Annotated in this window: 19 protein-coding genes; 13 read left to right on the plus strand and 6 right to left on the minus strand. The window is 72.9% G+C overall.

The features are described 5' to 3' along the window. The first annotated feature begins 2 nt into the window (after window positions 1-2). From VA596_RS28170 to VA596_RS28190, 5 genes are all read left to right on the plus strand, one after another. The gene (locus VA596_RS28170) at window positions 3-746 is read left to right on the plus strand and encodes an ABC transporter permease (RefSeq protein WP_323331196.1); all 744 of its coding nucleotides are present in this window, start codon (window positions 3-5) and stop codon (window positions 744-746) included. Further along, window positions 737-2,242, plus strand: a complete 1,506-nt coding sequence (locus tag VA596_RS28175; protein ID WP_323331197.1) for an ArnT family glycosyltransferase — start codon at window positions 737-739, stop codon at window positions 2,240-2,242. Before VA596_RS28170 ends, VA596_RS28175 begins: the two co-directional genes overlap by 10 nt. Window positions 2,243-2,326: 84 nt before the next feature. Further along, complete coding sequence (locus tag VA596_RS28180; protein WP_323331198.1) at window positions 2,327-3,835, plus strand: ArnT family glycosyltransferase; 1,509 nt, start codon at window positions 2,327-2,329, stop codon at window positions 3,833-3,835. Then, entirely contained in the window at window positions 3,832-5,106 is a 1,275-nt protein-coding gene (locus tag VA596_RS28185) for a sensor histidine kinase (RefSeq protein WP_323331199.1), read from the plus strand. The genes VA596_RS28180 and VA596_RS28185 overlap by 4 nt, the downstream gene beginning before the upstream one ends. Next, window positions 5,103-5,744, plus strand: a complete 642-nt coding sequence (locus VA596_RS28190; protein ID WP_323331200.1) for a response regulator transcription factor — start codon at window positions 5,103-5,105, stop codon at window positions 5,742-5,744. Before VA596_RS28185 ends, VA596_RS28190 begins: the two co-directional genes overlap by 4 nt. Here VA596_RS28190 and coaE read toward each other — a convergent pair. Further along, window positions 5,741-6,925: a dephospho-CoA kinase gene (gene coaE / locus VA596_RS28195; RefSeq protein WP_323331201.1), complete on the minus strand. Its 1,185-nt coding sequence runs from the start codon at window positions 6,923-6,925 to the stop codon at window positions 5,741-5,743. The genes VA596_RS28190 and coaE overlap by 4 nt on opposite strands. Window positions 6,926-7,119: 194 nt before the next feature. Between coaE and VA596_RS28200 the strand changes: the two genes are divergently transcribed. After that, window positions 7,120-7,368, plus strand: a complete 249-nt coding sequence (locus VA596_RS28200; RefSeq protein ID WP_323331202.1) for a hypothetical protein — start codon at window positions 7,120-7,122, stop codon at window positions 7,366-7,368. A 10-nt stretch (window positions 7,369-7,378) separates the two neighbouring features. On the opposite strand, the gene VA596_RS28205 is transcribed toward VA596_RS28200, so the two are convergent. Together VA596_RS28205 and VA596_RS28210 are read right to left on the minus strand one after the other, a co-directional pair. Beyond that, window positions 7,379-7,825 (minus strand): OsmC family protein, encoded by a 447-nt coding sequence (locus VA596_RS28205; RefSeq protein ID WP_323331203.1) that lies wholly within the window; start codon window positions 7,823-7,825, stop codon window positions 7,379-7,381. 5 nt (window positions 7,826-7,830) lie between these two features. Continuing rightward, the gene (locus VA596_RS28210) at window positions 7,831-8,457 is read right to left on the minus strand and encodes an HD domain-containing protein (protein WP_323331204.1); all 627 of its coding nucleotides are present in this window, start codon (window positions 8,455-8,457) and stop codon (window positions 7,831-7,833) included. Window positions 8,458-8,667: 210 nt separating this feature from the next. Here VA596_RS28210 and VA596_RS28215 point away from each other — a divergent pair, with 210 nt between their 5' ends. Further along, complete coding sequence (locus VA596_RS28215; protein ID WP_323331626.1) at window positions 8,668-9,282, plus strand: TetR/AcrR family transcriptional regulator; 615 nt, start codon at window positions 8,668-8,670, stop codon at window positions 9,280-9,282. Window positions 9,283-9,608: 326 nt separating this feature from the next. Here the strand turns inward: VA596_RS28215 and rpsA are convergent, their stop codons facing one another. Continuing rightward, window positions 9,609-11,108, minus strand: a complete 1,500-nt coding sequence (gene rpsA / locus VA596_RS28220; protein WP_323331205.1) for a 30S ribosomal protein S1 — start codon at window positions 11,106-11,108, stop codon at window positions 9,609-9,611. Between the two features lie 323 nt (window positions 11,109-11,431). Between rpsA and VA596_RS28225 the strand changes: the two genes are divergently transcribed. The 6 genes from VA596_RS28225 (at window position 11,432) to VA596_RS28250 (ending at window position 17,391) form a co-directional block, all read left to right on the plus strand. Then, on the plus strand, window positions 11,432-12,283 hold the full coding sequence (locus VA596_RS28225; protein ID WP_323331206.1) for a class I SAM-dependent methyltransferase: 852 nt from the start codon (window positions 11,432-11,434) through the stop codon (window positions 12,281-12,283). Beyond that, the gene (locus tag VA596_RS28230; protein ID WP_323331207.1) at window positions 12,280-13,191 is read left to right on the plus strand and encodes a GNAT family N-acetyltransferase; all 912 of its coding nucleotides are present in this window, start codon (window positions 12,280-12,282) and stop codon (window positions 13,189-13,191) included. Before VA596_RS28225 ends, VA596_RS28230 begins: the two co-directional genes overlap by 4 nt. Window positions 13,192-13,211: 20 nt before the next feature. Then, on the plus strand, window positions 13,212-14,135 hold the full coding sequence (locus tag VA596_RS28235) for a GNAT family N-acetyltransferase (RefSeq protein WP_323331627.1): 924 nt from the start codon (window positions 13,212-13,214) through the stop codon (window positions 14,133-14,135). 108 nt (window positions 14,136-14,243) lie between these two features. Then, window positions 14,244-14,930: a P-loop NTPase family protein gene (locus tag VA596_RS28240; protein ID WP_323331208.1), complete on the plus strand. Its 687-nt coding sequence runs from the start codon at window positions 14,244-14,246 to the stop codon at window positions 14,928-14,930. Further along, entirely contained in the window at window positions 14,927-16,822 is a 1,896-nt protein-coding gene (locus VA596_RS28245) for a YhgE/Pip domain-containing protein (RefSeq protein ID WP_323331209.1), read from the plus strand. Before VA596_RS28240 ends, VA596_RS28245 begins: the two co-directional genes overlap by 4 nt. Next, a complete protein-coding gene (locus tag VA596_RS28250; protein WP_323331210.1) occupies window positions 16,819-17,391 on the plus strand; it encodes a TetR/AcrR family transcriptional regulator in 573 nt (190 codons plus the stop codon). Before VA596_RS28245 ends, VA596_RS28250 begins: the two co-directional genes overlap by 4 nt. A gap of 171 nt (window positions 17,392-17,562) precedes the next feature. Here the strand turns inward: VA596_RS28250 and VA596_RS28255 are convergent, their stop codons facing one another. Together VA596_RS28255 and VA596_RS28260 are read right to left on the minus strand one after the other, a co-directional pair. Beyond that, entirely contained in the window at window positions 17,563-19,173 is a 1,611-nt protein-coding gene (locus VA596_RS28255) for a S1 family peptidase (RefSeq protein WP_323331211.1), read from the minus strand. Window positions 19,174-19,287: 114 nt separating this feature from the next. Beyond that, window positions 19,288-19,821, minus strand: coding sequence for an EF-hand domain-containing protein (locus VA596_RS28260; RefSeq protein ID WP_323331212.1), 534 nt, complete (start codon window positions 19,819-19,821; stop codon window positions 19,288-19,290). Window positions 19,822-19,892: the final 71 nt, after the last annotated feature.

The following is a 19,892-nucleotide window of genomic DNA, read 5'->3' on the forward strand; positions in this document are numbered from 1 at the left end:
ACATGAGCGTCCTGACCAAATTGACCACCACCGAGGCGAAGGTGTTCCTGCGCGACCCGGGCGCCCCGGCCGTCGTCGTCGGCATCCCGCTCGCGCTGCTGCTGGTGTTCGGGCTGATGCCCGGCGCGAACGACCCGGACCCGAAGTACGGCGGGCACAGCGCGCTGGCCACGGTGATCGCGCCGATGGCCGTGACGATCCTGATCGCCATGCTGGCGCTGACGCAGTTCCCGAACGCGCTGGGCACCTACCGGGAAAAGGGCCTGCTGAAACGGCTTTCCGCGAGCCCCGTGCCGCCGAGCCGGCTGCTCACCGCCCAGCTGCTGGTGAACCTGGCCGCGGTCGTCGTCGTGGTCGCGCTCATCGTGGGGGTGGGCGCGCTCGCGCTCGGCGTCGAGCTGCCGGGCAACCCGGCCGGGTTCCTGCTCTCGCTCGTGCTCGGCGCGCTGGCCCTGTTCTCCGTCGGGCTGCTGGTGGCGGCGCTCGCGCCCACCGGCCGCGCGGCGAGCGGCATCGGCTCGGCGCTGTTCTTCCCGATGCTGGCGCTCGGCGGCGTGTGGGTGCCGAAGGAGCAGCTGCCGCCGTTCCTGCAGCACGTCGCGGACGTCCTGCCGCTCGGAGCGACGCTCAACGCGCTGCGGGCCACCTGGGCCGGGGACGCCCCGGAGCTGCTGCAGCTCGGGGCGATGGCGGTCTTCGCGGTCGTCTGCACCACGATCGCGACGCGGGTGTTCCGATGGATGTGACGACCGCACCCGCGCCGGCCCGGATCCGGCCGGCCGCCCCGATCGCGCGCGTCCCGATCGCCGTCGTGACGGCGCTGCTCGCCATCCCGCTGGTGCTGACCGCGAACCGCTACGGCTACTTCGGCGACGAGCTCTACTTCCTGTCCGCGGGACGGCACCTCGCCTGGGGTTACGTCGACCAGCCGCCGCTGCTGCCGCTGCTGGCCCGGACGATGGACGCGCTCGGCCACTCGCCGTTCGTGCTGCGGATCCCGGCGATGCTGGCGGTGCTCGCCGGGGCCGTGGTCACCGCGCTGATCGCCCGCGAACTCGGTGGCGGGGCGAAGGCGCAAACGCTTGCCGCTGCGACTTTCGCCGTGTCGACCGAGTTCCTGGCGGGCGCCCACTACCTCGCGACGTCCACAGTGGACCCGTTGCTCTGGACGCTCCTGCTGTGGCTGCTGGTCCGCTGGCTGCGCACTCGCGCCGACGGCCTGCTCGTCTGGGCGGGCGTGGTGACGGCGTTCGCGCTGTACACGAAGTTCCTCATCGGCGGGTTCTGGCTCGCGGCCGGCGTCGCGCTCCTGGTCTGCGGTCCGCGGGAGCTGCTGCGGCGGCCAGCGTTATGGGCAGGCGCCGGGATCGCCGTGGTCGCGCTGGTGCCGACGCTGCTCTGGCAGGCCGCGCACGGCTGGCCGCAGCTCGGCATGGGCGCGGCGATCTCGCAGGAGGTCGCGGACACCTGGGGCGGCCGGCTGCTGTTCCTGCCGGAGGTGCTGCTCGTCGCCGGCATCCCGGTCGGCGTGGCGCTGCTGCTGTACGGCCTGTGGCGGCTCCTGCGCAGCCCCGAGCTCCAGTTGCTCGGCTGGACGGCGGTCGCGCTGACCGCGGTGTTCCTGGCGGTGAACGGCCGCAGCTACTACGTCGCCGGGATGTTCCCGGTGTGCTGGGCCATGGCCGCGGTCGCGCTCGAACGCCGGGAGCCGTCACGCTGGTGGCGCTGGCTCGCGACCTGGCCGTGGTACGTCGTGGCCGCGCTCCTGGCCGTGCCCGGCGCGCTGCCCCTCTGGCCGCAGAGCTGGCTGACCGAGCACCCGGCGCTGCCGACACCGGTGTTCGCGTTCGCGGAGATCGGCTGGCCCGAAGGCGCCCGGTCGGTGGCGACGGCGTTCGCCTCGGTGCCGGACCAGGCCCACACGGCGGTGGTGACCGAGTCGTACTGGACGGCGAGCGCGCTCGACCGTTACGGGCGTGACCTCGGTTTGCCGGAGCCCGCCAGCGGCAACCGCGGGTACGCGACCCTGGTCGTGCCGCCGGAGGACGCGACCAGCGTCCTGTACGTCGGGGCGAACCCCGAGCCGTTGCGCGGGCACTTCACCGACATCAAGCCGCTGGGCAAGGTCGACACCGGAACCGCGAAGCCGAGCTACTTCGACGGCCAGCCGATGTGGCTGGCGACCGGCCGGACCGAACCCTGGACGGCGCTGTGGCCGAAGCTGACGAACACGCACACGTAACCGGCGTCACCCTCCGCCCGCTGCCGCCGAGCCGGGCGACGTAGGGTGCGGAAGGGACCGGCGCCGCCGACCGACAGGAGCGTGATGGACGCCGTAGCCACGGCCCCCGACCAGGCGAAAGCCGAGCTGGCGCGGTTCGCCCGGCTGCCGGTGGCCCTGCTCGCCGCCGGGGTCGCGGTCGCCCTCCTGCTCACCGCCGGCCGCTACGGCTACTTCGGTGACGAGCTCTACTTCCTCGCCGCGGGACGGCACCTGGCCTGGGGCTACGCCGACCAGCCGCCGCTGGTGCCGTTCCTCGCCTGGGCCATGGACCGGCTCGCGCCGGGGTCGTTGGTGGTGTTCCGGCTGCCGGCGATCGCGGCGACGGCCGGCGGGGTCGTCGTCACGGCGCTGATCGCCCGCGAGCTGGGCGGGCGGCGCAAGGCGCAGACCCGGGCCGCGGCGGCGTACGCGATCTGCGGCCAGTTCGTCGGCAGCGGCCACTACCTGGCGACGTCGACGATCGACCCGCTGCTGTGGACGCTCGTGCTGTGGCTGGTGGTCCGCTGGGTCCGCACCCGCCACGACACCCTGCTGGTCTGGCTCGGGGTCGTGACGGCGGTGGCGCTCAACGACAAGCTGCTCATCGCCGCGTTCTGGGTGGTGGCCGGGCTCGCGCTCCTCGCCGTCGGCCCACGAGAACTCGTGCGCCGTCCGAAACTCTGGCTGGGCGCGCTGATCGCCGCCGGCTCGCTGGTCCCGACGGTGCTGTGGCAGCGCGCGAACGGCTGGCCGCAGCTGGGCATGGGCGACGCGGTCGGCGCCGAGGTGGACGCGGCCGGCGGGCGCGAGAGCTTCGTCCCCGACCTGCTGGCCGGGGCGGGCTGGGTGATCGGGGCGCTCGGGGTGCTCTACGGCGTCGTCGTGCTGATCGGGAGCAAACAGCTGCGGCCGTACCGGTTTCTCGGCTGGACGGCGCTGGGCGTGGTCGCGGTGTTCCTCGTCGCGAACGGGCGGTTCTACTACGCGGCCGGGATGTTCGGCGTGCTGTGGGCGGCCGCCGCCGTGCACCTGGAAGCGCGTGAACCGGCGTCCTGGTGGCGGTGGGTGCCGACCTGGCCGGTGTTCGTGCTGTCCGCGCTGTTCAGCCTGCCGTTCACGTTGCCGGTGTGGCCCGCGCACTTCCTCGCCGACCACCCGGAGGCACCGCGGCCCGTCTACGCCGCCGAGGAGATCGGCTGGCCCGACCTCGCCGCCGACGTCGCCGCGCTGTACCGGACCGCGCCGCCGGGCACCGCGATCGTCACCGGCGGGTACTGGCAGGCCGGCGCGCTCGGCCGGTACGGACCCGAGCACGGCCTGCCCGAGGCGTACAGCCCCAGCCGGGGCTTCTGGTACTTCGGCAAGCCGGACGACACCGCGGACAACGTCCTGTTCGTCGGCTACGACCCGTCGAAGGCGGCGAAGTCCTTCCGGGACACGCGGATCGTCGGCCAGGTCGGCAACCGGCTCGGCGTCCGCAACGCGAGCGCGCACCTGCCGGTCTGGCTGCTCACCGGCCGCACGGCGGGCTGGGCCGAGATCTGGCCGGAGCTCAAGGACATGCGCGCGTGACCGCCGGGTTCGACTGGAACCGGCCGCTGTGGCCGCCGCTCACGGCGCAGGAGCCGACCGGCTGGCAGCCGTGGCTGAGCCGGATCGAGCGGTACGTCCCCGGTCTCCTGCTCGCGGTCGCGACGGCGATCACCCTCGCCGTCGGCGGCCACGACAGCCACTGGTGGACGACCACCGGCATCCTGGTCGCCACGACCGCCGTGTGGGTGCTCGGCATGGTCGTGCTCGCGCCCGTGCGGCTGCGCGAGAAGCCGGTGTTCGCCCTGGTCACCTTCCTCGGGGTGATCGGGCTGGGCAGCTTCCTCGAGGTCCGGGACGTCACGTTCCTCATCTTCATGATCTACGCGTTCCTGATCGCCATGCAGGTGCGGCCCACCTGGCTCGCCTTCGTCGCGCTGGCGGCGACGTCCCTGCTGATCAACACCCTCGGCAACGGCGGCCCGATCCACGCGCTGGCCGACAAGCCGGGCATCTGGATCACGATCATGATCGTGCAGACCGCGGCCATCGGGGGCGGCGGGCTGCTGTCGACGGCCGTCGCCCGGCAGAACGAGGAACGCCGCCGCACGCTGGACGAGCTGGCCGCCGCATACGCGGAGAACGAAGGCCTGCAGCGGCAGCTGCTCAGCCAGGCCAGGGAAGCCGGGATGCTCGACGAGCGGCAGCGGCTCGCCCAGGAGATCCACGACACCCTGGCGCAGGGCTTCACCGGCATCATCACCCAGCTCGAGGCGGCCGCGCTGGCCAAGGAGAACCCGGCGGAGTGGCAGCGGCACCTCGACTCCGCGTCCGCGCTCGCCCGCGAGAACCTCACCGCCGCGCGGCGCTCGGTGCGCGCGCTGCACCCCGAACCCCTCGACACCGCAACGCTTCTCGACGCGCTGACCGACGTCGCGCAGCGGTGGGGCGAGCGGACCGGCGTGCCCGCGACGGTCACCACCACCGGCGACCCCGCGCGGCTGCACCCCGAGATCGAGGCGACGATCCTGCGCATCACCCAGGAGTCTCTGTCCAATGTGGACAAGCACGCCGCGGCGAGCCGGGTCGGCGTCACGCTGTCGTACATGACCGACGAGGTGACCCTCGACGTCCGCGACGACGGCGCCGGCTTCGAGCCCGCCGCGGCGGACGGCGGCTTCGGGCTGCCGGGCATGCGCCGCCGGGTGCGCCGCCTCGCCGGTACGCTCCACGTCGAGTCCGAGCCCGGCGCCGGGACCGCGATCTCCGTCGCCCTGCCCGCCGTGCCCCTGCCCCCGGAGGCCCGCGCATGACGATCACCGTGCTGATCGCCGACGACCACCCGATCGTCCGGGACGGCCTGCGCGGCATCCTGTCCGCGGAACCCGCCGGCGGCGAAGAGGGCTTCGAGGTGCTCGGCGAGGCGGCCGACGGCGCCGAAGCGGTCACGCTGGCCGAGCGGCTGCGTCCCGCCGTCGTGCTGATGGACCTGAGGATGCCGGGCACCGACGGCGTCACGGCGATCAGCGAGCTCGCGCGGCTGGGCAACCCGGCGCGCGTCCTGGTGCTGACCACGTACGACACCGACTCCGACGTGCTGCCCGCGATCGAGGCGGGCGCCACCGGCTACCTGCTCAAGGACGCGCCCCGCGAAGAGCTGTTCCGCGCGGTCCGGGCGGCCGCCCGCGGGCAGGCCGTGCTCTCCCCCGCGGTGGCCGGGCGCCTGATGGGCCGGATGCGCGAGCCCGCGCGGGAGCCGCTGTCCCAGCGTGAGCTGGAGGTGCTGGCGCTGGTCGCGCGCGGCTCGTCGAACAAGGAAACCGCGAAGAAGCTGTTCATCAGCGAGGCGACGGTCAAGACGCACCTGATCCACGTCTACGCGAAGCTCGGCGTGAAGGACCGCGCGGCCGCCGTGGCCGTCGCGTTCGAGCGCGGGCTGCTCGGTTCCTAGGGCGTCCAGCCGGTCGTCTCGGCCCACTTTTCGGCGCGGACGAACGCGCCGTTGACCCAGTCCTGCTTCTCGTCGGCGTAGTCGGCGACGTGGCCGTCGTCGGCATGGGCCTCGGCCAGCCGCAGCTTCACGTCGCGGTAGTCGTCCCGCTCGTTCGGGTGCGCGCGCACGTAGTCCCGGAACAGCAGCGCGAGGCGCCACGCGGGCGTCTCCCGGGACCGGACGTGCAGGTTCACCGGCCGTTTCGGGTCGGCGCCGACGTGCAGCCGCTTCGGCCAGGTGCCGTCGCCGTCCTGGGCGTCGTCGGCCCAGTCGCCGGCCAGGCGCGGGAAACCGGCGTCGGAAAGCAGCTCGGACAGCGTGTCGGCGTCGGCCAAAGTGGACACCGTGAGCTGGAGGTCGAGGACGTCCTTGGCCGGCAGGTCCGGCACGGACGTCGACCCGATGTGGTCGGCCCGCAGGCCCAGCTCCCCCGTCGCGGCGCGGACCCGGGCGAGCACCCGCTCGGCCTGCTGCGGCCAGGTGAGGTCGTACTCGGCGATCTTCGGCGACATCGGGGGGCGCGGGCGGCGCAGCCGGACGTTCGCCTCGAACGGCACCAGCCTGTCCGCCCACAGCGCGTCGACGTCGGCGAGGACCGCGTCCTCGGGACCGCCGTTGTCGAGCCAGACGTCGGCGGCGGCGCGGCGCTGCTCGTCGCTGGCCTGCGCCCGGATGCGCGCGCGGGCGTCGGGCTCGGCCATCCCGCGGGCCGACACCAGCCGCCGGACCCGCACCTCGACCGGCGCGTCGACCACGACGACCAGGTGGTACGCCGTCGCGAGCCCGCCCTCGACCAGCAGCGGGATGTCGTGGACGACGATCGCGTCCGGCGCCGCGGCGGCCATCAGCTCGCCGGTGCGGGCGCCGACCAGCGGGTGCACGATCGCGTTGAGCCGGCGGCGCGACTCGTCGTCGGCGAACGCCTTGGCCGCGAGCACCGGGCGGTCGAGCGAGCCGTCGGCGGCCAGGATCTCCGTGCCGAACTCCTCGACCAGCCGGGCGAGCCCCTCGGAGCCGGGTTCGACCACCTCGCGGGCGATCTTGTCGGAGTCCACCAGCACGGCGCCGTGCTCGGCCAGGCGGTTCGCCACGGTCGACTTGCCGGCCCCGATGCCACCCGTCAGCCCCACACGCAACATGCCGATCACCCTAGTCACGGGCCCCGGTGACCGCCGGGGGACGTCGATCACAGCAGGCCGCACACGGACGGGTGATGCGCAAGCCGAACGTGACGCGTGACTCAACCGAAATCCGGACACGCCGCGTTGCTTACCCACCTTCATCGGTCCAGATGCGTACCGTGCGCCGCGTAGGTCGCCCACACGGAGGAACGATGGCGGACAGCAAGCACGCCGGGAAGCACCGGCTCGGCACGCCGGGGCTGGTGCACTGCATGGTTCACCACTCCGTGGCCACGGCCCTCGAGGACTACCGGCGGACCTGGCTGAGCACCCTGCTCGTCCCGGCGAAGCACAGCTTCGCGGGCCTCCGCCGCAAGGCCCGGCTGGCCGCCATCGAACGCATCTGGGTCCCGGCCGTCGGCGTCGCCACCGCGCGGCCCGTGACGGCGCAGGCCGCCTGACCCACCTCGTTCAGCGGCCGGTTTCGCGCGTCTCGATCACGATCTCCGACGACAGCGTGCGGTGCACCGGGCACTTGTCCGCGATCAGCATGAGCTTGGCGCGCTGGTCGTCGTCGAGGTCGCCGTCCAGCTCGATCTCCCGGGTGATCCGGCTGAGCATCCCGTGCTCGGTCTCGCACTTCTCGCAGTCCTCGGCGTGGACGCGGTCGTGCCGCAGCCGGACCGTCGCGCCGGTCAGCGGGATGCCCTTGCGATCGGCGTACATCCGCAGCGTGATCGCGGTGCACGAACCCAGCGACGCGAGCAGCAGCTCGTACGGGTTCGGGCCGGCGTCGGCCCCGCCGACGGACACCGGCTCGTCGGCCAGCAGCGTGTGTCCCGCCGTGCTGACCTGCTGCGTGTACGTGCCGCCGCCGCTCGCGGTGACGACGACCGTGCCGGGCTCGGGGTGTGCCATCCGGGTCAGTCCTCCCAGGGTGAGTCCAAGATCGTGGTGACGAAGTCCTGCCGCTCGAAGCCTGGCACGAACCGGGCCAGAACATCGGCCTTGACGTTCCCGAACGTCGTGTCGGGCCGGTCACGGATACCGTCGGTGAAGGCGGCGAGGATGCGGCGCTTGAAGTCCGGCCGCGGGTGCGCGGCGACGATCGCGGCGCGGCTGTCCGCGGGCAGGTCGTGGTAGCCGATGCCGAGGACGTCGTACTCGACCCCGGCGGTGACCAGCGCGATCTCCGGTTCCATGTGCTCGGGGATGCCCGGGGTGGTGTGCAGCGCGATGGCCGTCCAGGCGATCCGGGCCCGGTCCGCGTCGACGCCGTGGCCGAGCAGGAAGCGCCGGGCCTCGTCGGCGCCGTCGAGCTCGAAGCGGCGGCCGGTGCGGTGGCCCTCGACCAGGCCGAGGTCGTGGAACAGGGCGGCGACGTAGAGCAGTTCGGCGTCGAAGGCGAGCCCGCGGCGCGCGCCCTGCAGCGCGCCGAAGAGGTAGACCCGCGAGGAGTGGTCGTACAGGAGCGGGCCGGCGGTGTCGCGGACGAGGTCGGCGGCCTCGCGGGCCAGCGCGGTGTCCGGGACGGAGATGGTGGCGGTCATCGGGGAACCCTTTCGTCGGTGTTCCCGACGTTGCCAGGGTTCCCGGGGGCCGGACCGGTGCCCGCCGGACGGGAATGCCGCACATCCGGACATCGGGCGCATTCCCAAGACGCCGCGGATATCGTATCTTCTGCTGCGGGTGGGTAACCCGGACGCCGTTGTGCGCGGCTGCTGCGAAGGGGGGGCGTCGTGGCCACCAGGCACGTGTCGATGCGCCCGGCCGAGCACGGCCACCGCGAGCGCTACCTCGACGCGGCGCTGGCGGTGCTGTTCGACCGGGGCGTCACCGCTCTCACCGTCCGCGGGGTGGCCGAGGCCGCCGGCGCGTCGACGATCTCGGTGTACACCCGCTTCGGCGGCCGCTCGGGCCTGCTCGACGCCCTGTACGAGCGCACTTTCGAGTCGCTGCACGGGGCGTTGGAGGCGCTGCCGCCGGAAAGCCCGGACGGCATCGCGGACCTGCTCGACCTGGCGATGGCGTACCGGCTCTTCGCCCGCGAAAGCCCGGCCCGCTACGCGCTGATGTTCGAGCGCCCGGTCCCCGGCTTCGACCCCGACCCGGCGCTGCGCTCGGCCGTGGTGCGGACGACGTTCGGCCTGTTCATCGACCGCGTCCGGCGGGTCAGCCCCCCGGGCACGGACGCGCAGACCGCGGCGTACCAGCTGTGGACGGCCATGCACGGCCTGGTCGGGGCGGAGCTGATGCTCGCCTCCCGCACCGCGCTGCCGGACTGGTTCATCCCCCCGACGGACGACGCGAACGCACAGATGTACCGGCGGGGTGTCATCGCGATGATGACCGGCCTGGGCCTGCGCGACCGCTGACGTACCGGGCTCACCGGCTCCGCCACCGGCCCGCGATGCGCCCCAATGTGGCGTTCGGTGCATCCAACGCACCCAATGTGGCGTTCGGTGCGTCGGACGCAACCAACGCCACATTGGGGCGCACGGGCAGAGCGAGCGGCCCGCGTCGACCGGCGGGGGAGCCGACCGGGCGAGGCCTGCGGCGACTCGTGTTCCGGGCCGTAGCTCGTGTGACCAGACACGTGACTCGCGTGGTTCGGGGTGAAACCCAGGAGCCGGGGCTGGAACGCAGCGAACCCCGGGCCGTTTCCGGACCCGGGGTTCGCTGTGGTTCAGAGAGCTAGTGCTCACGCACCGCCGGAGAGCTTCTCGCGGAGGGCCGCGAGCTGCTCGTCGGAGGCGAGGGTGCCACCGGTGCTCTTCGTGTCGGCCGGGGCCGAACCCGAGGTGTAGCTTTCCGCGCCACCCTCGATGCCGGTCGCCGCGTCCGCCGCGGCTTCCGCGTCGGCCTCGACGGCCTTCTGGACCTGCTTCATGTGGGCCTCGTAACGAGTGTGCGCCTCGGCGTACTGGCGCTCCCACTCCTCACGCTGCTTGTCGAAGCCTTCCTGCCACTCCTGGGTGTCCGGGTCGAAGCCTTCGGGGTAGATGTAGTTGCCCTCGGCGTCGTACTCGGCGGCCATGCCGTACTGGGTCGGGTCGAACTCGGTGTCCGGCGTGACACCCTCGTTCGCCTGCTTCAGCGACAGCGAGATGCGACGGCGCTCGAGGTCGATGTCGATGACCTTGACCATGACGTCGCCGTTGACCTGGACGACCTGCTCCGGGATCTCCACGTGGCGCTCGGCCAGCTCGGAGATGTGGACCAGGCCCTCGATGCCCTCTTCGACGCGCACGAACGCACCGAACGGAACCAGCTTGGTGACCTTGCCCGGCACGATCTGGCCGATCGCGTGGGTGCGGGCGAACTGGCGCCACGGGTCTTCCTGGGTCGCCTTCAGCGACAGCGAGACGCGCTCGCGGTCCATGTCGACGTCCAGGACCTCGACCGTGACCTCCTGGCCGACCTCGACGACCTCGGACGGGTGGTCGATGTGCTTCCAGGACAGCTCGGAGACGTGCACCAGGCCGTCGACGCCACCCAGGTCCACGAAGGCACCGAAGTTGACGATGGAGGACACGACGCCCTTGCGGACCTGGCCCTTGGCGAGCGCGTTGAGGAACTCGCTGCGCACCTCGGACTGGGTCTGCTCCAGGTAGGCGCGGCGGGACAGGACCACGTTGTTGCGGTTCTTGTCCAGCTCGATGATCTTCGCCTCGAGCTCGCGGCCGACGTACGGCTGAAGGTCGCGGACGCGGCGCATCTCGACCAGCGACGCGGGCAGGAAGCCGCGCAGGCCGATGTCCAGGATGAGGCCGCCCTTGACGACCTCGATGACGGTGCCCTTGACGGGCTCGTCCTTCTCCTTGAGCTCCTCGATCGTGCCCCAGGCGCGCTCGTACTGCGCGCGCTTCTTGGACAGGATCAGACGGCCTTCCTTGTCCTCCTTCTGGAGAACGAGGGCTTCGACCTCATCGCCGACGGTGACAACCTCAGCCGGGTCGACATCGTGCTTGATGGACAACTCACGCGAGGGGATGACGCCCTCGGTCTTGTAGCCGATGTCGAGCAGGACCTCGTCGCGGTCGACCTTGACGATGGTGCCTTCGACGATGTCGCCATCGTTGAAGTACTTGATCGTCTTGTCGATAGCCGCGAGGAAGTCTTCCTCCGACCCGATGTCGTTGATGGCGACCTGCGGGGCCGCGTTCGGGGCGGTCGGGGCGGTGGCGGTGTCGATGGTCATTAGGCGGGTTGCTCCGGTGGATGGGAATCGAGGGTTGGCAGTTGTCGGCGCGATGGGGTGTTACGGCATGCGACGACCCTGCAAGCAAACGTCCACCAGTGAACGACCGCGGCATGACCCGCAAACGGTGCGCGACCCGAGTCCCAACCAGAAGCTGAGCGGAAGGCAGCGCGAACCCACTGCGCTAACACTTATCCTACGCGGCAGTCGCTAGGCGGCACAATCAGGGTCCCCCGGCGATCGCTAAGGTCCTCGCGAAGGCAAACGCACGCAGGAGGACGCGGGTGGAGCGGGCACCGGCGGCCGGGACCGGAGACACCATCATGCCACCGAACGACCCCGCCGCGCCGGGGCGCCACGACGCCGCCGAGCACGCGCTGGGCACCACCGCCGTCGCCTACCGCGAGGTCGGCGGGCCGGAGGCCGCGGCCGCGAACCTCGCCTGGTGGGACGCCGACGCCGACGACTACCAGGCCGAGCACGGCGGGTTCCTCGGCGACGCCGACTTCGTCTGGTGCCCGGAGGGCGTGCGCGAGGCGGACGCCCGGCTGCTCGGCGACGTCCGCGGCAAGCGCGTGCTGGAGGTCGGCTGCGGGCAGGCCGCGTGCGCGCGCTGGCTGCGGGCCGAGGGCGCCGACGCCGTCGCGACCGACCTGTCCGCCGGCATGCTGCGCCACGCGCAGGAGGGCAACACCCGCACCGGCCTCGCCGTGCCCCTCGTGCAGGCGAACGCCGAGTACCTCCCGCTGGCGTCGGGCAGCTTCGACGCCGCCTGCTCGGCGTTCGGCGCGATCCCGTTCGTGGCGTCCGTCGACGCCGTGTTCGCCGAGGTCTGCCGGGTGCTGCGGCCCGGCGCGCCGTGGGTGTTCTCGGTGACCCACCCGATGCGGTGGATCTTCCCGGACGACCCGGGCCCGCAGGGGCTCACCGTCACCCAGCCGTACTTCGACCGCACGCCCTACGTCGAGGTCGACGACGACGGCACCGCCACCTACGTCGAGTACCACCACACCCTCGGCGACTACGTCCGCGCGCTGGCCGCGGCCGGGTTCACCCTCACCGACCTCGTCGAACCCGAGTGGCCGGAGGGCCACACGCGGACCTGGGGCCAGTGGAGCCCGCTGCGCGGCCGGCTCTTCCCGGGCACCGCGATCTTCCGCACGCACCGCTCGTGACGCCCCTCGAGCAGGAGCAGAACGCCGCGTTCGCCGCGCTCGACCCGCTGCTCCCGCCGATCGCGCCCCCACACGGGGCGAGCGAGCCGCTGCTGGCGAGCGTGGGCGGCCGGCGGGCGGGCGGCCTGCTGACCCGCGTCACGCACGCGCCGGGGTCGTGGCCCGCCCTGTGGGGCCCGCTGGAGATCTGGGACCTGACCGCGGTGCCGGGCGACAGCGGCGCCGCGGGCCTCGCGGCGCTGCTGGGCGCGTGGCGGGACCGGATGCGCGGCTCGGGCGCCGGCCCGGACTCGGGCTGCACGCTGGCCTGGCCGAGCCGGGACGACGAGGCGTCCGCGGTCCTGCTCGCGCACGGCTTCGCGCCGCTGACCTGCCTGGCCGTCCGGCCGCCGGACCCGCCGCCGGGCCCGGGCCCGGCGCGGGTGCCGGTCCGGAAGGCCGGGGACGGCGACACCGAGGCCATCACCGAGCTGCGCCTGGCCGAGTGGCGCTACACGTCCCAGGTCGGCACCGCGGTGCGGCGGCCGGGGGCGCGGCCGCTGCTGCTCGCCGAGGTCCGGCGCCACCTGCGCTTCAGCGGCCTGGCCTGGCTCGCCGAGGACGAGGGGGTGCCGGCCGGGCTGGCCGCCTGCGCGCTGGCCTCGCCGGTGCCGGGCGACAGCATCCACGGCAGGCTGCCGCCCGGGCGCTGGGGGTACGTCGACACGCTGTCGGTGGCCCCGGCGGCGCGCGGCGGCGGGGTCGGCCGGGCCCTGATGGCGACGGCCCATCGGGCCCTGCTGTCGTACGAGGTGCGCGGTACGTTCCTGTTCTACCACCCGGCGAACCCGCTCTCCCCGGTGTTCTGGCACCGGCAGGGTTATCGTCCACTGTGGACGATGTGGATCCGGCGACCGGCCTGGTCCTGACCGACGACCAGAGGGGCACCATGGACATCGCCGAGCCGCTGCTCGCTGCCTGCAGGGCACGCTTCGCGGCCGTCGACGCGCTGCTGCCGCCCGCCGCGCCACCCGCCGACGGCGTGCGGCTGGACGCGGCGACGGCGGACGGCACCCAGGTCACCGGGGTGCTGCAGCGGCACCGGCTGGGCCCCGGCGACGTCTCGACGCTGTGGTCGGCCGCCGACACCTGGCAGCTCTTCCCGTACTTCGGCGACACCGGCACCGAGGGCCTCGACCTGCTCCTGCGCGCGCTGCGGGGCCTGCTCGACGGCGAGAAGACCGGTGACGACTCGGCGTGCGCCGTCGTCTGGCCCAGCCGGGACGCCGAGGCGATCCGCGCCTTCCTCGACCACGGCCTGGTCCCGCTCGGCGCGCTGGGCGTGCGGACCGCGCCGCCGCCGCCCCCGGATTGCGACGTCGAAGTCGTCCGCCGGGCCGGGCCGGACGACTTCGCCGTCGCGCTGGAGCTGGCGACGGCCACGTTCGACTACACCGGCCTCGTCGCCGCGCCCCGCCGCGCGAACACCGCCGACCTGCTGGCGCCCGCGCTGCGGGAGGCCCTCGACGCCGAGGAGCCGGCGGTCTGGCTGGCCGAGGACGGCGGCGTGGTCCAGGCGATGGCGCACTGCGCGTGGATCGACGCGACCGCGGGCAGCGCGGCGGCCGAGCTGCTGCCGCCGGGACGCTGGGGCTACGTGAACAACGTCGTGACCGCGCCCGGCGAGCGGGGCGGCGGGTTCGGCCGGGCGCTGATGGCCCGCGTGCACCAGGAGCTGCGCACCGGCGGCGCGACCGGCACGTACCTCTACTACAACCCGACCAACCCGCTGGCCTCGGTGTTCTGGCACCGGCAGGGCTATCGTCCACTGTGGACGACGTGGGAGGTGCGCCCGGCGGGCGCCCTGCGGTGAGTCACCCACTTGTGTGACGTGCGTCCGGTGATCTTGCTCCGCACCCCCACGAGGGCTAGCTTTTGAACTGACCGGTCAGTTCAAAAGTCGCAGACGCTGGAGTCCCCCGTGCAGGTCCGAGCCGATCGGGTGTCCCTCGAAGGGCACCACGGCACCTTGTTACCGCCCACCTCGCTGACCGTCGGCGAGGGCGACCTGGCGATCGTGCACGGCGAACCCGGCGTCGGCGTCACCGCGTTCGGCCTGGCGCTCGCCGGGCGGCTCAAGCCGAGCACCGGCACGGTCACGGTGGACGGCTCCGACGCCGGCCTCCCCCAGCTGGTCGCGGTCGTCGACGCGCCCGGGGTCAGCGACCCGGACGAGGCGGTCAGCCTGCGCGTGGTCGTCGGCGAGGAGCTGGCCCTGGCCCACCGCCCGGCGGGCAAGGAGGACGTCACCCGCTGGCTCACCGAGCACGACGCGGCGCCGTTCGCCGGCACCCGGTTCGAAAACCTCGCGCCCGCCCTGCGCACCCGGCTGCTCACCGAGCTGGCCGCGGTCCGCAAGGGCGTGCGCGTCCTCGTGCTCGACACGCCGGACCGGCACACCAGCGACGTCGACAGCTGGGCCGGGCTGGCCCGCGAACAGGCCGAGCGTGGGCTGGCCGTGGTCGTGCTGACCGCGACGACGCCGGTGTCCGCACTGCCCTTCGCGCCCGCGCGCATCGGCTCGGCCGAGCAGCCGGCGCCACAGAACTTCACTCCCGCACCCCCTACTGAAGAGCTCGCCGAGAGCCCTGACGGAGACCTCGCATGAACGCCCTCCGGATCGCCCGCAACGAACTGCGGCGCCTCTCCACCGGCACGATGCCCAAGCTGGCGCTGATCGCGCTCGTGCTGGTGCCGCTGCTCTACGCGTCCTTCTACCTCTACGCGAACTACGACCCGTACGGCCGCCTGGACAAGCTGCCCGCGGCCGTCTTCACCAGCGACATGGGCGCGCAGGACGCCAGCGGCCAGCAGCGCAACGTCGGGCGCGAGGTGACCGACGAGCTGGTCAAGTCCGGCACGTTCCAGTGGCACGAAGTGTCCGAAAAGGACGCTCGTGACGGCGTCCGCGACGACAAGTACTCCTTCGCGATCGGCATCCCGAGCGGCTTCTCCGCCGCGCTGCTGTCCGTCGGCAACTTCCAGCCGCAGCAGGCGACGATCACGCTGACCACCAACGACGCCAACAACTACCTGTCCGGGACCATCGCGAAGCAGGTCGCCGAGCAGGTGCGCAAGACGATCGCGGAGAAGGTCGGCAGCGAGGCCGCGGACCGGTTCCTGGTCGGGTTCTCCACCATCTACGGGAAGATCCAGGAGGCGTCGACCGGGGCGTCGCAGCTCGCGGACGGCGCGACGCAGCTGAAGTCCGGCCAGCAGCAGCTGGCCAGTGGCGCGGCCCAGCTCGCCGACGGCTCGTCGACGCTCGCCACCGGCCTGGGCACGCTCAAGAGCAGCACCGCGGATCTCCCGTCCCAGACGCAGAAACTCGCCGACGGCGCGTCGCAGGTGGCCGCCGGGGACCAGAAGGTGGCCGACGCCGCGTCGGTGGCCGCGACCGCGTCGTCCGACATCCAGGGCAAGCTCGACAGCTACCGCACGCAGCTGCAGACCGACCTCCGCAACGCCGGGGTGCCGGAGGACCAGATCACGGCGATCGTGGCGCGCGCGGACCAGCTGCGCTCCCCCGTCGACCAGGCGAACAGCAAGATCCAGCAGGCCAATGGCGACCTCGCGAAGCTGGCCGACGGCGCCAAGCAGGTGTCCGACGGCGCGGCCAAGCTCGCCGCCGCGTCCCCGCAGCTGGCGAACGGCATCGCGCAGGCGTCCGACGGCGCGAACCAGCTCAAGGACGGCGCCGCGAAGCTGAACGACGGCGAGAAGACCGCGGTCACCGGCACGAACCAGCTCGCCGACGGCGCGGTGAAGCTGCGTGACGGACTTTCGGCCGGGCTCAAGGAGATCCCGAACCCGGACGACCCGACCCGCGCGGCGACGGCCAACACCATCGCGGACCCGGTGGCGGTCAACGCCAACGGCGAGTCCTCGGCCGGGACGTACGGCGCGGGCCTGGCGCCGTTCTTCATCTCGCTGGCCACCTGGATCGGCGCGTTCGTGCTGTTCCTGATCCTGCGCCCGCTCTCGACGCGCGCGCTGACCGCGGGCGCGGCGCCGTTCCGGGTCGCCGTCGGCGGCTGGCTGTCCTCGGCGCTGCTCGGCGTCGCGCAGGTGATCGTCCTGTTCGGCGCGGTGACGTGGCTGGTCGGCATCCACATCGCGCACCCGCTGGGCGCGATCGGCTTCGCGGTGCTGGTGTCGCTGACGTTCACGTCGGTGGTGCACGCGCTCAACAGCTTCTTCGGCGCGGTCGGCAAGTTCCTCGGCCTGGTGCTGCTGGTGCTGCAGCTGGTCAGCGCGGGCGGCACGTTCCCGTGGCAGACCATCCCGGACGCGCTGTACCCGCTGCACATCGTGCTGCCGATGGGGTACGCGATCGACGGCTTCCGGCACCTGTTCTACAGTGGCGCCACCGTGCAGATCCTCGGCGACATCGGCGTGCTGCTGGCCTACCTGGCCGGCGGTATCCTGGTGTCCACGCTGGCCGCGCGCAAACGCCGGGTCTGGACGGTGTCGGCGCTCAAGCCCGAGCTGAGCCTGTGAGCGGCGGGACCAAGCAGAAGCTCTTCGAGGCCACGCTCCGGCTCTCGAAGAGCCGGGGCCTGGTGGGTCTCACGGTCGACGACATCGCCGCCGAGGCCGGCGTCGCGAAGGGCACCGTCTACTACAACTTCGGTTCGAAGGACGGCTTGGTCGACGGCCTGCTGCGCTACGGCGTCGACACGCTCGCTCTTCGGCTGCGCTCGGCGGTGTCCGACGCGGATCCCCTCGAGGTGATCGAGGCACAGATCGACGTGACTCTGGAGTTCATCGCCCAGTACCCGGGGTTTTCGCAGATCCTGGTGAGCGAGCTGTGGCGCACGCCCGGCCAGTGGCACGGCACGCTTTCGTTGCTGCGCGAGGAGATCATCTCGATCGTGAAGGGCCAGCTGTCCCGTCTGGAGGAGGCCGGCCGGCTCCCGGACGGAGTCCAGATCCCGACGGCGGCAGCAGGTTTGTTCGGGACGATGCTGGTGGTGGCGCTGGACTGGCAGGTGTTCGGCCCGGAGCGGACCCGGGCGGAGGTCCGGGAAGCGGTGATGGTGCTGATCCGCGGCCTGGGCCGGAGGTAGCCGCGCCACCACAGGCCGGGTCTTCGCGGCAGCCGCAGGGCGCCGCCCCCCGTCTTCCACGCTACCGCCCGGCACCGACAGTTCCGGACCTCGAAGTCCGTGAATGTCGCATTGAGGGACTCTAAGTCCCTCAATGCGACATTCACGGACTTCCTTGCACCGCGCGGAAAATCAGGTGCGGTCTTCGATGCGGGCTCGGACCGCGGCTGCGTAGGTGTCCACCGCGGTGGCCGCCGCCGTCAGCTCGCAGGGGCCGTCGATCAGCAGGCGCTTCGCCGGGACGTACACCTGCTCCAGGTCGGGGTCGTCCGCGATGCCGTGTTCGCGGGCCAGCTCGTTGTCGCCGGCCAGGCGGGCGCGCAGCTCCTCGCGGCGGGCGACCAGACCGTCGAGCACCGCGCGCTGGCGGCGGCCGTCCTCGACCGCCGGGGCGACCGCGTGCTCGTGGCCGTCGATGTGCTTCTCGACCCACTCGGCGTCGCCGTCGACCTCGGCCGAGCGGAGCTGCTTGAGGGCGCCGCGCAGCCGGTGGGCCCGCGCGGGCAGCATCGCGACGCCGGTGAAGCGCGTCGCGACCCGCAACTGGTAGGCCTCGATCTCGGCGAGCTCCTCCACGGACTGCGTCAGCAGGTCGAGCCGGCCCGCGAGGTCGTCCGGCGCCGGACGGGCGCGGTCCGTGCTCGCCCGCACGGCCGCCACCCCGGGCGACGTTTCCTCGCGGAAGCCCAGCAGCAGCCGGATGCCGAGCTCGGACGCGCGCCCGGCGAGCGGCCCGAGCACCTCGCCGACGAGCCGGTCGGGTTCGGCGGAGTCGTCGATCGCGTCGACGACGAGCGTGCGGCCCGCGACGCCGGTGGTGAGCCGTTCGGCGATGCGGTGGCGGACGGCGTCGGCGGTGCGGCCGGTCGCGTCCACCGCGAGGTCGACGCTGCCCGCCGGCGGCATCTGGCCGAGGGCCGGCGGCAGCCCGGGGACGCCGAGCGAACGTTCACGGTCGGCGAGGACGATGCCGAAGCGCAGTGCCGCCGCGACCGGCGAGCCGGCCTCGCCGGTGTCGACGACCCAGACGGTGCCGGGCTCGGCCTTGGAGAACCAGTCGACGACGCGCTGCACGAAGGAGACGTCGACGGCTTCGCCGACGGGGCGGGAGAAACTGGCGTCGACGGCGGGACCGCCGGACGTCCAGATGCTCAGCTGGGGCAGGTGCCCGAGCATGGTCTCGACGGGGATCATCCAGGTCCCGGTGTCCTTGCCGACGACCATGCCGACGACGTGCCCGGTGGCCTCGTCGAGCACGGCCGTGCCGCCGAAACCGGGGCCGAGCGACTCGGCTTCGGCGGTGCGCAGCAGGCGCACCCATTCGCCGCCGGGGCCGCCGGGGTGCTCGGGACCGCCGAGCCGCGCGTGGGTCCAGCGGCCGACCGAGCCGGGCGGGAACCCGAAGGCGCGCACCAGCTGGTGGTCGCCGAGCGGCATCCGGTGCAGCGGCGCGCGGAAGACGCGGGACTCGGGACGTTCGAGGCGCAGCAGGGCGAGGTCGCCACGGCCACCGCCGTCGGAGGGCACCCAGCACCCTTCGACGACGGTCGCCGTGCCGGGCAACGCCTCGGCCAGGCCGACGAAGTCGACGCTCAACGCGGATCGCGGGCCGCCGGCGGTCTCGACGACGTGCGCGCTCGTCAGGACGTGGTACTCGTCGAGTACCGTGCCCGCGCCGCACAGCCGGCCGAGTTCGTCGTGCAGCCGGACCCGCCAGCGTCGTCGCTCACGCTCGAACCCCATTCGGCGGACCCTACGCCGTGATCGCGACGCAGCGGCGCGGGACCCGCTACCCAGCGGTAACACCTCACCCGAACGGCGTCCGCCGTTCGTCGCAATGGAGTCCCGCTGAGCGGATCACACGCGACCGAAAACCCAGCTTCCCGGAGCGGCGGGATCGTCGCCCGCCCAGAACTCGAGCCAGTGGCCGGTGAACTCCTCGCGGGAGAGCCGGCCGTCACCGTCGAGGTCGAGGTGGGCGAAGACCTCGTCGGTCGGGGTTTCGGTGCCGTTCCAGGCCTCGATCAGCTGGTGGTACTCGGCCGCGGAGATGGCGCCGTCGCCGTTTTCGTCCACGGCCTCGAACATCGCGTCGGCGGTGCCGGTGACCGCGCCGGCCATCCCGGGCAGCTCGTCGACGACGTCGAGGACCTCGTCGAGGGTGACCTTCCCGTCGCGGTCCCGGTCGGACGCCGCGAGCAGGGTGCCCCACCAGCCCATCATGATGGCGGCGAGCTTCTGGCCTTCGGCGGTGCTGTCGTCGGTGCCGCGGAGGTCGAGCCATCTCGTGGTGAGGGCCCGGAAGTCGGTCTCGGTGAGGAAGCCGTCGTCGTCGGCGTCCATCGCGCCGAACACGCCGGAGATCTTGCGCCGCTGGAAGTCGGTGGCCATGACGGTGGTCCTTTCGGCCGGGACCCGGGTGGGCCGTTCGGGCCACTCAGCTTCGTCCGGACACGCCGCGC

Source organism: Amycolatopsis heterodermiae (genome assembly GCF_034929455.1).
In the GTDB taxonomy this organism is placed as follows: Bacteria; Actinomycetota; Actinomycetes; order Mycobacteriales; family Pseudonocardiaceae; genus Amycolatopsis; species Amycolatopsis heterodermiae.